Origin of the sequence: Enterobacter cloacae complex sp. P15RS (genome assembly GCF_014895905.1) — a bacterium.
GTDB classification, from domain to species: Bacteria; Pseudomonadota; Gammaproteobacteria; order Enterobacterales; family Enterobacteriaceae; genus Enterobacter; species Enterobacter quasihormaechei.
Map to the genome: position 1 here is coordinate 1 of NZ_JADBQL010000020.1, position 13,439 is coordinate 13,439.

13 protein-coding genes are annotated in these 13,439 nt (G+C 57.0%); 7 read left to right on the top strand and 6 right to left on the bottom strand.

Annotation, left to right across the window (positions count from 1 at the left end; translation table 11 throughout):
- Positions 1–359 precede the first annotated feature (359 nt).
- Positions 360–1,544, bottom strand: coding sequence for an MFS transporter TsgA (gene tsgA / locus IM267_RS12860; RefSeq protein WP_193033537.1), 1,185 nt, complete (start codon positions 1,542–1,544; stop codon positions 360–362).
- Between the two features lie 278 nt (positions 1,545–1,822).
- On the opposite strand from tsgA, the gene ppiA reads away from it, so the two are divergent.
- From ppiA to IM267_RS12880, 4 genes are all read left to right on the top strand, one after another.
- Positions 1,823–2,395 carry a peptidylprolyl isomerase A gene (ppiA, locus tag IM267_RS12865; RefSeq protein ID WP_022649614.1) on the top strand — a complete coding sequence of 191 codons (573 nt, stop codon included), beginning with the start codon at positions 1,823–1,825 and terminating at the stop codon, positions 2,393–2,395.
- A 105-nt stretch (positions 2,396–2,500) separates the two neighbouring features.
- Entirely contained in the window at positions 2,501–3,085 is a 585-nt protein-coding gene (locus IM267_RS12870) for a putative adenosine monophosphate-protein transferase Fic (protein ID WP_193033538.1), read from the top strand.
- A 30-nt stretch (positions 3,086–3,115) separates the two neighbouring features.
- Positions 3,116–3,679 carry an aminodeoxychorismate synthase component 2 gene (gene pabA, locus IM267_RS12875; RefSeq protein ID WP_131637010.1) on the top strand — a complete coding sequence of 188 codons (564 nt, stop codon included), beginning with the start codon at positions 3,116–3,118 and terminating at the stop codon, positions 3,677–3,679.
- An 87-nt stretch (positions 3,680–3,766) separates the two neighbouring features.
- The gene (locus tag IM267_RS12880) at positions 3,767–4,987 is read left to right on the top strand and encodes an aspartate aminotransferase family protein (protein ID WP_193033539.1); all 1,221 of its coding nucleotides are present in this window, start codon (positions 3,767–3,769) and stop codon (positions 4,985–4,987) included.
- Here the strand turns inward: IM267_RS12880 and IM267_RS12885 are convergent.
- Positions 4,984–7,065, bottom strand: a complete 2,082-nt coding sequence (locus IM267_RS12885) for a YccS/YhfK family putative transporter (RefSeq protein ID WP_193033547.1) — start codon at positions 7,063–7,065, stop codon at positions 4,984–4,986. The genes IM267_RS12880 and IM267_RS12885 overlap by 4 nt on opposite strands.
- Positions 7,066–7,122: 57 nt before the next feature.
- The gene (crp, locus tag IM267_RS12890) at positions 7,123–7,755 is read right to left on the bottom strand and encodes a cAMP-activated global transcriptional regulator CRP (protein WP_000242758.1); all 633 of its coding nucleotides are present in this window, start codon (positions 7,753–7,755) and stop codon (positions 7,123–7,125) included.
- 311 nt (positions 7,756–8,066) lie between these two features.
- Between crp and IM267_RS12895 the strand changes: the two genes are divergently transcribed.
- Complete coding sequence (locus IM267_RS12895; RefSeq protein WP_063449490.1) at positions 8,067–8,471, top strand: OsmC family protein; 405 nt, start codon at positions 8,067–8,069, stop codon at positions 8,469–8,471.
- Positions 8,472–8,556: 85 nt separating this feature from the next.
- Here IM267_RS12895 and IM267_RS12900 read toward each other — a convergent pair whose 3' ends face one another.
- The 3 genes from IM267_RS12900 to IM267_RS12910 are packed head-to-tail and all read right to left on the bottom strand — an operon-like array spanning position 8,557 to position 10,694.
- Positions 8,557–9,426: a phosphoribulokinase gene (locus IM267_RS12900; RefSeq protein ID WP_193033540.1), complete on the bottom strand. Its 870-nt coding sequence runs from the start codon at positions 9,424–9,426 to the stop codon at positions 8,557–8,559.
- 30 nt (positions 9,427–9,456) lie between these two features.
- Positions 9,457–9,675 (bottom strand): YheU family protein, encoded by a 219-nt coding sequence (locus IM267_RS12905; RefSeq protein ID WP_003861664.1) that lies wholly within the window; start codon positions 9,673–9,675, stop codon positions 9,457–9,459.
- Positions 9,672–10,694, bottom strand: a complete 1,023-nt coding sequence (locus tag IM267_RS12910; protein ID WP_193033541.1) for a hydrolase — start codon at positions 10,692–10,694, stop codon at positions 9,672–9,674. The genes IM267_RS12905 and IM267_RS12910 overlap by 4 nt, the downstream gene beginning before the upstream one ends.
- A 228-nt stretch (positions 10,695–10,922) precedes the next feature.
- Here IM267_RS12910 and mdcA point away from each other — a divergent pair, with 228 nt between their 5' ends.
- Together mdcA and IM267_RS12920 are read left to right on the top strand one after the other, a co-directional pair.
- Positions 10,923–12,578 (top strand): malonate decarboxylase subunit alpha, encoded by a 1,656-nt coding sequence (gene mdcA, locus IM267_RS12915; protein ID WP_063449487.1) that lies wholly within the window; start codon positions 10,923–10,925, stop codon positions 12,576–12,578.
- Positions 12,578–13,435, top strand: coding sequence for a triphosphoribosyl-dephospho-CoA synthase (locus IM267_RS12920; RefSeq protein WP_063865768.1), 858 nt, complete (start codon positions 12,578–12,580; stop codon positions 13,433–13,435). Before mdcA ends, IM267_RS12920 begins: the two co-directional genes overlap by 1 nt.
- Positions 13,436–13,439 lie beyond the last annotated feature (4 nt).

The window sequence follows — 13,439 nt, forward strand, 5'->3', positions numbered from 1 at the left end:
ACGCCTGACGAGCCCTGCACCACCGGCCCGCCGTACCGGGTCATATCGCCCATCCGGGCCGCCGGTTTACCGCTCATGGTCACATCCTTTCAGCCTGAAATGAGCGGGAAGCGTAGCGGGTAAAGGCCACCAAAAAAGAAGGGTTACAGACAAAAAAGGGAAAATCGGAAAATATTTAGAGTAGAGGTTCCAGAAAGACCACTAAAGCCAATTTTAGCTTTTGTTTATATTTATAAGGAGCTAGTTGCGATGAACCTGGATTTGCATTGTGTTTAGTCAGACTGACCTGGTGTTTGAAATATTGGAGGTGAGCTTTAGCAGAAACGGCCCCTCTGCCGGACGCAAAGGGGCGTAAGGGATCAGTGAGGCGCCGTTGCCGTATTGTGCTGGCGGTGACGGGTCACAAAGCCCAGCACGAAGCACATGATAAACACCACGGCGTACAGACCATTAGCGGTATGCAGCGCCGCCAGCGGGCCGCTGTGCGCCACAATCGGGCCCGTGACCACGAAGGTCAGCATGGTGCCGATGGTGCCGCAGGTCAGCACGAAGTTCACCAGCTTTGGCGAGGCCACTTTGGTCTGGAGTGAGCCAAGGGTGATGATCGAGGTATAAATCGCGCTGGAGAAGAAGCCCAGGGTCAGAATGAACCACGGCATATGCTCCGGGGAACCGTTGATAAACAGATACATCAGCACGGTCGCCAGACCCGCCAGGACGGTCAGAATACGTTGCAGGTCGAAGAAGCGCAGGATGAAGCTAAAGGCCCACATGCCGAACATGTAAGACATCCAGAAATCGCTCACCAGCTTGCCCGCGTCGTTCAGGCTCATGCCCAGACCTTTTGCGTATTCCGGTACCCACGAGATAAAGCCCAGCTGACCGAGGATGTAGCACAGGGCGGCAATGGAGAGGAACAGCACGCCGATACCCCATTTTTCCTTCGCCACCGGCTCTGAGGTGGTCTGCGCTTTTTTGCCGAGTACCGGGAAGTCACAGCCGAAGGTCAAGATGAAGATCGCGACATAGACCAGGCCGATACAGGCGTATACCCAGTACCATTCAATGCTGCGTGCGAGAAGATACGCGGCAACCATCGGGAAAATCATCCCAGCCATGCTGAAGAAGGAGTCGGTAAACAGCAGACGCGCGCCGCGCTGGCGGCCTTCATACATATGGGTGATCAGGAACGTACCGATCGACATGGTGATCCCGCTCACCAGGCCCAGCACGAACATGGCGGCGGAGAACAGGGCGATGCTGTGGCTCAACATCAGGCCCGCCACGGCGGCAACCATCAGCACGAAGCCGAAGCGCAGCTGGGTTTTCAGCGGCACGATTTCCATCAGCCAGGCATTCAGGAAAATAGAGATCAGGATCCCCGCGTTCAGGAAGGTGAAGGTGTTACTCATGCTGGAAACGGGCAGCTGGAAATACTCTGCGATATTACCCATCACCATCCCGGTGACGATCACCAACGCGCCGGTCAGGGCGTAAGAGAAGAAGCTGATCCATGTGAGCTTGATGCGATTGCTGTTAGTCATGTCTGGCCTGTTAAAAGTAAAGAAAAACGCATGGACTGCGTTTGAGCGGGCAGATTTTAGTCGCGAAAGTGATCTAATTAAATCTTTTAAGAAAATTTTGAGCACAATTGCAGGCTTTAACGTGATAAAGATCACATTCTATCGCGTGCTGAACAATCGTTTGCGCGGTAATAATTGTTTCAATTTCGTAAAATTAGGTAAAAGACTGGTCTGGGTTCATACTGCTCTTTAGAATCAAGCCATTCGCTTTTTATACTGCGCTTTGTTAAGGAATTCTCATGCTCAAATCAACACTGGCGGCTGTCGCAGCTGTGTTTGCTCTTTCTGCCGTTTCCCCTGCTGCGCTGGCAGCCAAAGGAGACCCTCACGTCCTGCTGACTACCTCTGCGGGGAATATTGAGCTGGAGCTGGATAGCCAGAAAGCCCCCGTTTCCGTGAAAAACTTCCTCGACTACGTGAACAGTGGTTTTTATAACAACACCACGTTCCACCGCGTGATCCCGGGCTTTATGATTCAGGGCGGCGGTTTCAACGAGCAGATGCAGCAGAAAAAGCCTAACCCGCCAATCAAAAATGAAGCGGATAACGGCCTGCTGAACAAGCGCGGCACCATTTCCATGGCGCGTACGGCGGATAAAGACAGCGCCACCAGCCAGTTCTTCCTCAACGTGGCAGACAACGCTTTCCTGGATCACGGCCAGCGCGACTTTGGCTATGCGGTCTTCGGTAAAGTGGTGAAAGGCATGGACGTGGCGGACAAGATCTCTCAGGTTCAGACCCACGATGTCGGTCCATACCAGAATGTGCCGTCTAAGCCAGTGGTGATCCTCTCCGCGAAAGTGCTGCCGTAATCGTTCTTCCACACGGGCATATCCTGCCCGTGTCTTTCCCTCCTCCCAGCGAAAGCGCGTTTTGCTGCTTATACTTGTGGCAAACGGACTATTCAGGGAGGCGTAGTGAAAAAACTCACCGACAAGCAAAAATCCCGACTCTGGGAGCAACAGCGTAGCGTCAATCTTCAGGCCAGTCGCCTTCTTGAAAAAGGCAAGGGTCCAGCTGACCCCGATATTGAGACGCTGGAACTGGGGCCTCCTGCACCGGGTTTACCCCATCTGTGCCTTATTCACCGCCATTTATTCCGCAATGAAATGAAAGGGGCTGGTGAGCTGCGCACCGCCGATATTTCCAAAGGCGACATTCCTTTTTGCCATTTCGAGTACATCGAGAAGGTGGGGAATGAGCTGATGGCTTCGCTGGAAACCGATAAATATCTTGTCGGTCTTCCGAAAGAGGATTTCACAGACAAAATGAGTCACTACTACTGTGAAATCAACATGCTACATCCTTTTATGAGCGGCAATGGCGTGGCCCAGCGGATCTTCTTTGAACAGCTGGCGATCCATGCGGGTTACGTACTGAACTGGCAGGGTATCGACCCGGACGACTGGGCCGCCGCCAACCAGAGCGGGGCGATGGGGGATCTGGCCGCCCTGAACGCCATCTTTGCTAAAGTAGTGAGCGAAGCGCGGGGATCTGAGTAGAATAGGGCGGCAATTTTTTCGGGGGCCGCCATGATTCTGCTGATTGATAACTACGATTCCTTTACCTGGAACCTTTACCAGTATTTTTGTGAGCTGGGGGCAGAGGTGGTTGTCCGCCGTAACGACGAGATCGCGCTGGCAGACATTGACACGCTGGCTCCCCGGAAAATCGTGATTTCGCCGGGGCCGTGTACCCCGTCGGAGTCCGGTGTCTCCCTGGAGGCGATCCGCCACTACGCGGGCAGGCTGCCGATTCTGGGCGTCTGCCTTGGCCATCAGGCCATTGCGCAGGTTTTTGGCGCGACCATTGTCCGTGCCGCGAAAGTCATGCACGGTAAAACCTCGCCGGTCACGCACACCGGTACGGGCGTATTCTCAGGACTCAACAATCCGCTAACCGTGACGCGCTACCATTCGCTGGTGATCGATCCGCCGACGCTCCCGGCCTGCTTTGAGGTTACCGCCTGGAGCGAGACGCAGGAGATCATGGGCATTCGTCACCGGGACTGGGATCTTGAAGGCGTGCAGTTCCACCCGGAAAGCATCCTGAGCGAGCAGGGGCACGCGCTGCTGGCGAATTTCCTCAACCGCTGAATTTCTGTTGCCTTACTGTGATTTTTTATGCATATTTTGTGATTATATTTTCACAATCACTGTGACATAAAAATGGATGGTCATGACATGGCAACTGAACAACCAGCAATTACCCGCGCGACATTCGATGAAGTGATCCTGCCGATTTATGCACCGGCTGAGTTTATTCCGGTAAAAGGGAAAGGCAGCCGCGTGTGGGATCAGCAGGGCAGAGAGTACGTAGATTTCGCGGGCGGTATTGCGGTGACGGCGCTGGGCCATTGCCATCCTGCGCTGGTGGACGCGCTGAAAACCCAGGGCGAAACCCTGTGGCACACCAGCAACGTTTTCACCAACGAACCGGCGCTGCGCCTGGGCCGTAAGATCATCGATGCAACCTTCGCCGAACGCGTGCTGTTTATGAACTCCGGCACCGAAGCCAACGAAACCGCCTTTAAGCTGGCGCGCTATTACGCAACCACGCGCCACAGCCCGTATAAAACCAAAATCATCGCCTTCCATAACGCTTTCCACGGTCGCTCGTTCTTTACCGTTTCCGTGGGCGGCCAGCCGAAGTATTCCGACGGCTTTGGCCCGAAACCAGCGGACATCATCCACGTGCCGTTTAACGATCTGCACGCGGTGAAGGCGGTGATGGACGACCACACCTGCGCGGTGGTGGTCGAGCCGATTCAGGGGGAAGGCGGCGTCACGGCGGCTACCCCGGAATTTCTGCAAGGGCTGCGCGAGCTGTGCGATGCGCATCAGGCGCTGCTGGTGTTTGATGAAGTGCAGTGTGGAATGGGGCGTACCGGAGATCTGTTCGCTTACATGCACTACGGCGTCACGCCGGATATTCTGACCAGCGCGAAAGCGCTCGGCGGCGGCTTCCCGGTCAGCGCGGTGCTCACCACCCAGGATATCGCTTCCGCGTTCCACGTCGGCTCACACGGCTCCACCTACGGCGGTAATCCGCTGGCGTGCGCCGTGGCGGGCGCGGCGTTCGACATCATCAACACGCCGGACGTTCTGAACGGCGTGAATGCGAAACGCGACCTGTTTGTGAAACACCTGAAAAAGATTGATGAACAGTACGACGTGTTCAGCGAGATCCGCGGCATGGGGCTGCTGCTCGGCGCCGAGCTGAAGCCGCAGTATAAAGGTCGCGCGCGCGATTTCCTGCACGCCGCCGCCCATGAAGGCGTTATGGTGCTCAACGCCGGGCCGGACGTGATGCGCTTTGCGCCGTCGCTGGTGGTGGAAGAGAACGACATTGAAGACGGGTTAACCCGCTTTGCCGCGGCGGTCGCGAAGATTGTAAAAGGCTAATACGCCGTCCGCTTTAACCTGCGGGTTAACCAAATCCCGTGATGCGGACGCTGACGCCATGCCACCGACGAAATGGTGTGCATGGTGTTCAGGTGCCCGAGAACACGCTGCAAATGCTGCTCCAGGGTGCTCATCGGGCCGTGGGTAAGTGTTTCCGGCGCTTCCAGAATATTTGACTCTCCCGACTCGCCCGGCGCGTCATACTCCAGACGCTGCTGACAGCGCTGCAACGCAATTTCACACGACTGCAAATAGCGCTGCGCCAGGTCTGGCGTCAGCATGGTGTGCTCGCGCGCCAGCGTGGTCATGGCGTTGACGTGCTCGACGATAAACTGGCTGTGCGTCACCCACAGCTTCATGTCCGCCAGGTAGTGCGCGTTAAAGCCCGGCTCCTGCATGGCCTGGTTCAGGGAGTTGAACAGGGCGTTATGCGCCTGGTTGACCTTCATGCGTTCGTAGGCCAGCGGGGAAGGCTGCGGGTCGTCGCTCAGGATCAGACGAATGGCCTGCTGATCGGCCTCCAGCGCGTCGTGGGCGTTCTGCCTCAGCAGCCCGCTCTGCCACTGCGGCCACAGCCAGACCATACCACCAAAGGCGATCAGACAGCCAATCAGCGTATCGACCAGACGGGCAATAATAAACTGTTCCCCGTTAAGCGTGAGCAGTTGCAGGGTATACACCGCCGTCACCGTAAAGCCCACCATCGCCCAGCCGTAGTTTTTGCGGATGATCAAATAGCTCACCAGGGTGATCGCCAGCATACCGGCCAGGGTATAGCCCTCCGGCACGTGAAAGTGCAGCGTCACGCCCGCGATAATCAGCCCCGCCATCGTGCCGCCCGCACGATGCAGAATACGGACCCGCGTGGCGCCATAGCCGTTCTGGGTAACAAACAGTACGGTCATTAAGATCCAGTAGGGTTTCGGCAGGTGCAGGGCCATTCCCATCAGGCTGGCGATGCTCAGCATCACGCTGATCCGCGCGGCATTGCGCAGGGCGGAAGACTTCAGTGAAAGATAGCTTTTCAGCGCGGGCAGCAGCGGGAGCCGTTTTTGCTTATCGGCCATCAGGTCGCGGGCATAAAGCGGGCGCTGGGTGCGCAGCACGCGGGCGATGCGGCTGAAATGCCAGGCGGCAAATTGCCCGACCGGGTTATCCGCGTGCTGACGCGCAATCTTTTCCAGCGCGCCGAGCTGTTTATCCATGTTAAAGCGCGTCGGATAGCGGTGATAGAGAATATCATCAGCCAACACCCGCAGGCGCGCCGCGACGGTCTGCGCGTTCCAGCGGATCACCGCTTCCGCATGGCTGCGCTCTACCAGCTTTTGCACCTCTTCCGGATTATGCAGGCTGACGGAGATATGCTCCTGCAAATCCAGCCCGACCTGGAAGGTACGCAGCAGCCGCTTGTATTCATGATTTTTATTGGCGGCAAGCATGTGCAGCTGCTGGTAGCACTGGCTGATCAGATCCACCACTTTTTGCTGCCGCTCCAGCAGCGGCGGCAGGGATTTTTCCGGGTCGGTATGCTGGGTGAGCAGGGTGTATTTTGCTTCGCAGTATTCAGCAAGCTGCACGTAGAGCAGGCTCAGGGATTCACGCAGCGGCTGTTCCCGCCACAGCCAGAACCAGTTAAACAGCCCGTACCACAGCGTGCCGAGGGCGTAGATCAGCAATGGCTCCCACACCGGCATATTGCCCGCAAGGCTTAAGGTGAAGATGGCGGCTATCAGCGACGCGGGAAGCAGGCGGGCGTGCAGCGAGCTGATTTCAGCGGTTACGCCGAGCGTCATCGCCAGCACGGTCAGGATCAGCGGCAGCGGAATGTCGCGGGCCAGTAAAAGCTGCACGGCCAGGCTACAGCCGGCAAACAGGCAGCCGCCAATAATCAGGCGTTTGAAAAAGCGTTTATGCGGCGTGTCCAGACCGGCAATGTTGCAGCAGGCGGGCACGAGAGAAAACAGCAACCCCTGCTGAAGATGTCCGAAGAGCAGGCCCACGGCCACGGGGAGACACAACACCAGCGTTTGTCGCAGTGCGTAGTTAACTTCCGGGTGATAGATCAGCCTGCGCCACATGAGGAGTAGAGACAAAAACGGCGTGCCACCCTGCGGCGGCACGCCGTCTGACCGGAATTAACGGGTCCCGTAAACCACGATGGTTTTACCGTGGGCGGAGATCAGGTTCTGGTCTTCCAGCATCTTCAGGATACGGCCCACTGTTTCACGGGAGCAGCCGACAATCTGACCGATTTCCTGGCGGGTAATTTTAATTTGCATACCGTCAGGGTGGGTCATGGCATCCGGCTGTTTCGCCAGGTTCAGCAGCGTCTGCGCGATACGACCGGTTACGTCCAGGAAAGCAAGGTTACCCACTTTCTCAGAGGTCACTTGCAGACGGCGTGCCATCTGGGAAGAAAGACGCATCAGGATGTCAGGGTTGACCTGAATCAGCTGACGGAATTTCTTGTAAGAAATTTCAGCCACTTCACATGCTGTTTTTGCACGAACCCAGGCGCTACGTTCCTGGCCTTCTTCAAACAGGCCCAGTTCACCGATAAAATCGCCCTGGTTCAGATAAGAAAGGATCATCTCTTTCCCTTCTTCATCTTTGATCAGCACGGCCACCGAGCCTTTAACGATGTAATACAACGTTTCCGCTTTTTCACCCTGGTGAATCAGCGTGCTCTTTGATGGGTACTTATGAATGTGGCAATGAGACAAGAACCATTCGAGAGTCGGGTCTGTTTGCGGTTTGCCAAGCACCATGCGCTGTTATCCTCTGTTATAAGCTGTCACCAGAGTCATAAGATGCATCCGGACTCTGGGGTTGCAATCGAATTCTTACCCATACCCTGGGAAGTCGGCTGTCGTAACGTTTCGCAGCCAGTAAAGTTTGATGTCCTCTGCATACATGTGTAACGTCAATGTATTACTGTAGCATCCAGAGTGTTTTAGCATAGCTTTCGCTGCGTGTCTCCTGGTGTCTCGCTTCAGCATGACGCAGGTCGCCTTCCGTTGCGAGAAATGTAACGTACACGTAATCTGTCATAAAAAATGCAACGTTGGAGTGAGTGAATATGCAAGCGCGTGTGAAATGGGTTGAAGGGTTAACGTTCCTGGGCGAGTCGGCCTCCGGGCATCAGGTTTTGATGGACGGTAACTCCGGCGATAAAGCCCCAAGCCCGATGGAAATGGTGCTGATGGCGGCAGGCGGATGCAGCGCGATCGACGTGGTGTCGATCCTGCAAAAAGGCCGTCATGACGTGACCGATTGTGAAGTGAAGCTGACGTCAGAACGTCGTGAAGAGGCGCCACGCCTGTTCACGCACATCAATCTGCATTTTGTTGTCACCGGGAAAGCGCTGAAAGACGCGGCGGTGTCACGCGCGGTGGATCTCTCAGCGGAGAAGTACTGCTCCGTGGCGTTGATGCTGGAGAAAGCGGTAAACATCACCCATTCGTATGAAGTGATCGAGGCTTAATCTTTTGGCGGGTGGCGCTTCGCTGACCCGCCCTACAAAAGCATGACCGTAGGCCCGGTAAGTGCAGCGCCACCGGGCAAAAAAATCACGCGATCTGCTTCCCTTCCATCAGCCGCTGCACCAGCGGCGTCATGATCAGCTCCATCGCCAGCCCCATTTTTCCGCCTGGCACCACTAACGTATTCATGTGCGAAATAAACGAGCCTTGCAGCATCGCCAGCAGCCAGGGGTAATCGATGCCTTCCAGGTTGCGGAAGTGGATCACCACAAAGCTTTCGTCCAGCGAGGGAATGCTTTTCGCGGCGAACGGGTTAGAGGTATCCACGGTGGGCACGCGCTGGAAGTTAATGTGGGTGCGGGAGAACTGTGGCGTCAGGAAGTTGATGTAGTCTTCCATGGAGCGCACCACCGAGTCCATCACCGCTTCACGCGAGTGGCCGCGCTCGCTGATGTCGCGCGTCAGCTTCTGGATCCACTCAAGGTTAACAATCGGCACCACCCCCACCAGCAAATCCACGTGGCGCGCCACGTCGTGCTGAGGCGTCACCACGCCGCCGTGCAACCCTTCGTAAAACAGCACGTCAGTTGGTTCCGGCAGCGGCTGCCAGGGCGTGAACGTGCCGGGTACCTGGTTCCAGGGAACGGCTTCATCGTAGGTGTGCAGATACTTGCGGGACTGTCCGGTGCCGCTTTGCCCGTATTCGCGGAAGGTTTGCTCCAGCAGGCCGAAGTCATTCGCCTCCGGACCAAAGTAGCTGATGTGTTTACCCAGATCGCGCGCCTTGCGGATGGCCATGTCCATCTCCGGGCGCGTGTAGCGGTGAAAGCTGTCGCCCTCTACCTCTGCCGCCCGTAAATTCAGCTGTGAGAAGATCTTGCGAAAGGCGAGGCTGGTGGTGGTGGTTCCCGCCCCGCTCGAACCCGTAACGGCAATAACCGGATGTCTGGCAGACATAGCAACTCCCTGACTGGAAAAGTTTTAAGATCAGCCATGAAACGCGTTGCGGGGCATGATATTGACCGTCTCATGCAGTTCGGACCATACCAGCACCACGTCGCCGCTTTTAAGCTGGCGCTTAACATCGTTGACCTTTTGTTCAAGCGAACGTTCATGTTCACCATAATCGGTGCCTTCGCGCAAGACAAAGCTTTCAATCAGATTATCGAGCGTTTCGGGAGAGAGATCCTGCCAGGGAATAATCATTTTTTACCGTCCAGATAAGCCGTTAACCAGTCGGGAATACGCGTCTCAAGCCACATTTTAGGCCGACGCAGCGTGCCGCCAACAAAGCCGACGTGTCCGCCGAACTCGGTAAGCTGATACTGCACGTTGGCCGGCAGATAATCGGGCGCGGGGATCGAGTGATGATCCATAAACGGATCGTCTTTGGCGTGAATAATCAGCGTGGGTTTCGTGATTTGATTCAGTAAAGGCATGGCGCTGCACTGACGGTAATAGTCGATTGCATCGGCAAAGCCGTGAATTTTCGAGGTGATCAAATCATCAAACTCGCGCAGGCGCTTCACGCGTTTAAGCTGTTGCAGCGTCACAGGCAGCGTATCCGGGTAGGCCTTTAACTTGCGCGCGGCGTTGGCTTTCAGCAGGTTGAGCAGGTAACGCTGGTAGACTCGCGAAAACCCCTTTTCCATATGATAGCTGCACTGCTCAAGCATAAATGGCGCAGAGACAATAACCGCCGCGTCCAGCGGTACGGCGTCGCTCTCTTTCGCCAGCAGGCAGGCCAGCATATTGCCGCCCAGCGAATATCCCACCGCTGCCGTTGGCGCGGCGCCAAAACGGTCTCTCAGCCAGCGCAGAAACCAGGTGCCGTCCTCGGTTTCACCCGAGTGATAGATGCGTTTCTGGCGATTCGGCTCGCCGCTGCATCCGCGAAAGTGCATCACGACCCCAAGCCAGCCGCGGGCTTTCGCCGCCTCGATGAGGCCGTGGGCGTAAGGGCTGTGCAGGCTACCTTCCAGACCGTGAAACACCACCAGACGAGGTTTATGTTTGGCCCGCTCCGGATCTTCGCTCCAGGCAAGATCCAAAAAGTCGCCATCCGGCAAATCCAGGCGTTGCCAGTGAGGGGCGAACCGTACCTTGCGCCGGATCAGGCGCGGCAGCATGGTTTGCAGGTGGGGGTTAGCCACCCCGCGCATGGGCACAAACTCTGCGCTCTCTTCGGCTGCAATGTCGAAGTCTAAGGGAATGATTTGGGTCATAAGGGCGATGCTGATTCTTGTCAGTAATTAACTATACCTTCCGGATTGTACCCCGTTTAGCCCGTTTTTCCGAAATATGAACTGATCCCGATCACATTTCCTTACCTTGTTTATTACTCTCAGGCTAATGATTCCGTCCTACGCTTAATTGATGCCTTTCTCACCAGAGCGCACACTTTACTCAACGTCAGGCAAATCAGAATGATGTGCTGAATCAGGAGGTTAATAATGTTATCTGGGCAAACTCCCACCCGGCAATGGAACACCCGACGCACTGAGAAAGCGCGTCGTCTGGCATCCGTACCGGTACAGGGCAAGGTACTGCCAACGGGCGATCTTGTCGCCATGCTGGAAAAACTGATCGCACCAGGCGACAAAGTCGTTCTGGAAGGTAATAACCAGAAGCAGGCGGATTTCCTTTCCCGTTCACTGGCGGAAGTGAACCCGCAAATCGTACATGACCTGCATATGATCATGCCGAGCGTGGGCCGCAGCGAACATCTGGACATCTTTGAGAAAGGTATCGCCCGCAAGCTGGACTTCTCCTTCTCCGGTACGCAAAGCCTGCGCATTTCACAGCTGCTGGAAGATGGTCAGCTCGAAATCGGGGCGATTCACACCTACATCGAACTTTATTCACGTCTCTACGTTGACCTGTCGCCAAACGTGGCGCTGATTGCCGGTTTTAAAGCGGACCGCAAAGGCAACCTCTATACCGGGGCGAGTACCGAAGATACCCCGGCGCTGGTTGAAGCCGCCGCGTTCCACGACGGTATCGTCATCGCACAGGTGAACGAACTGGTGGACGACGAGTGCGATCTGCCGCGCGTTGATATCCCGGGCTCGTGGATCGATTACGTGGTAGTGGCGGACAAGCCGTTCTTTATTGAACCGCTCTTCACCCGCGACCCGCGCCTCATCAAACAGGAACATATCCTGATGGCGATGATGGCGATTAAAGGCATCTATGCGGAGCACCAGGTGCAGTCCCTGAACCACGGGATCGGCTTTAACACCGCGGCGATTGAGCTGCTGCTGCCAACCTACGGCGAACAGCTCGGGCTCAAAGGCAAAATCTGTAAACACTGGACCCTGAACCCGCATCCAACGCTGATCCCCGCCATCGAAAGCGGCTGGGTGGAGAGCGTCCACTGCTTCGGCGGCGAGCTGGGGATGGAAGAGTACATCCGCGCTCGTCCGGACGTGTTCTTTACCGGTGCAGACGGCTCTATGCGCTCTAACCGCGCCTTCTGTCAGTTGGCAGGTCAGTACGCGGTGGATATGTTTATCGGCTCTACGCTACAGGTTGATGGTTACGCGAACTCCTCAACCGTGACCCGCGGTCGTCTCTCCGGCTTCGGTGGCGCGCCAAACATGGGCCACGATCCGCACGGTCGTCGCCACGCCACGCCGGCCTGGCTGAACATGATCACCGAGCCGGACCCAATGCAGCGCGGTAAAAAGCTGGTCGTGCAGATGGTGGAAACTTTCCAGGCGGGCGTGAAGCCAACCTTCGTGGAAAAACTCGACGCCGTAGACGTGGCGAAAGCCTCCGGTATGCCGCTGGCGCCGGTCATGATTTACGGTGATGACGTCACCCACGTGCTGACGGAAGAGGGGATTGCGTACCTCTACCGGGCGAAAGATCTGGAAGAGCGTCGCGCGATGGTCGCCGCCGTGGCGGGTATTACCGATATCGGTCTGGGCGTGGATGCCAAACGCGTGGCGGAACTGCGCCAGAGCGGTAAGGTGGTATATCCGGAAGATATGGGTATTCGTCGCACCGACGCTACCCGCTCTCTGCTGGCCGCAGGCAGCGTGTCCGACCTCGTTGAGTGGTCCGGCGGTCTGTATAACCCACCTGCGAAATTCCGGAGCTGGTAATGAAACTTCTGCCCCAGATCCAGGTTGAAGGCGGTGCCGAATGGCTGGCGCGAACCGCCACGCAGTGTCTGATTGACGAAGCACGCTTAAGCCCGAAACCCGGTCTGGTGGACAGCCGGGGGAACGGCGCGCACCACGATTTATCGCTTGCGCTGATGGAGCGTTCCGCCCACAGCCTGACCCCCACGTTTCAGGCGCTGGCGCAGCAGAGCTGGCAGCGTCCGGCGGATATTGCCCTCAGGCAAACCGTTGGCCGCCTGGGTCGCGAAGGTGAACGGCAGATGATGGCCGCTACCGACGGCGTGAATACGCACCGTGGCGCGATCTGGGCTTTAGGACTGCTGGTGAGCGCGGTGGCGATGCTGGGCGGTGATGCCAGCGCGCAGGCCGTCGCGAACACCGCCGCGCAGCTGGCGAAACTGCCGGACGACGCGGCACCAAAAGTGTTCAGCAAAGGGTTACGCGCCACGCACCGCTACCGCGTGCCGGGCGCGCGTGAAGAGGCTCAGCAGGCGTTTCCGCACGTTATGCAGCGCGCGCTGCCGCAGCTTCGCCTCAGCCGTTTCAACGGCAGCAGCGAAACGCACGCCAGGCTTGACGCGCTGATGGCGATCATGACCTCGCTCACCGATACCTGCGTGCTGTCGCGCGCCGGCATGGAGGGGCTGGACGCCATGCAGAACGGTGCCCGTGCGGTGCTGAACGCCGGAGGATGCGCAACGCTTGCCGGGCAGCAGGCGCTGGCGCGGTTAGACCGTCAGATGCTGACGCTCAACGCCTCGCCGGGCGGTGCCGCAGACCTGCTTGCCGCCACGCTGTTTCTTGACCGCATCGAAACGCCCTATTCAAAGCATTAAGAGG

Excerpts from the sequence above, each read along its gene's own strand:
- tsgA (WP_193033537.1), bottom strand. The coding sequence starts at position 1,544 with ATGACTAACAGCAATCGCATCAAGCTCACATGGATCAGCTTCTTCTCT.
- ppiA (WP_022649614.1), top strand. The coding sequence starts at position 1,823 with ATGCTCAAATCAACACTGGCGGCTGTCGCAGCTGTGTTTGCTCTTTCT.
- pabA (WP_131637010.1), top strand. The coding sequence starts at position 3,116 with ATGATTCTGCTGATTGATAACTACGATTCCTTTACCTGGAACCTTTAC.
- IM267_RS12880 (WP_193033539.1), top strand. The coding sequence starts at position 3,767 with ATGGCAACTGAACAACCAGCAATTACCCGCGCGACATTCGATGAAGTG.
- IM267_RS12885 (WP_193033547.1), bottom strand. The coding sequence starts at position 7,065 with ATGTGGCGCAGGCTGATCTATCACCCGGAAGTTAACTACGCACTGCGA.
- crp (WP_000242758.1), bottom strand. The coding sequence starts at position 7,755 with ATGGTGCTTGGCAAACCGCAAACAGACCCGACTCTCGAATGGTTCTTG.
- IM267_RS12895 (WP_063449490.1), top strand. The coding sequence starts at position 8,067 with ATGCAAGCGCGTGTGAAATGGGTTGAAGGGTTAACGTTCCTGGGCGAG.
- IM267_RS12900 (WP_193033540.1), bottom strand. The coding sequence starts at position 9,426 with ATGTCTGCCAGACATCCGGTTATTGCCGTTACGGGTTCGAGCGGGGCG.
- IM267_RS12905 (WP_003861664.1), bottom strand. The coding sequence starts at position 9,675 with ATGATTATTCCCTGGCAGGATCTCTCTCCCGAAACGCTCGATAATCTG.
- IM267_RS12910 (WP_193033541.1), bottom strand. The coding sequence starts at position 10,694 with ATGACCCAAATCATTCCCTTAGACTTCGACATTGCAGCCGAAGAGAGC.
- mdcA (WP_063449487.1), top strand. The coding sequence starts at position 10,923 with ATGTTATCTGGGCAAACTCCCACCCGGCAATGGAACACCCGACGCACT.
- IM267_RS12920 (WP_063865768.1), top strand. The coding sequence starts at position 12,578 with ATGAAACTTCTGCCCCAGATCCAGGTTGAAGGCGGTGCCGAATGGCTG.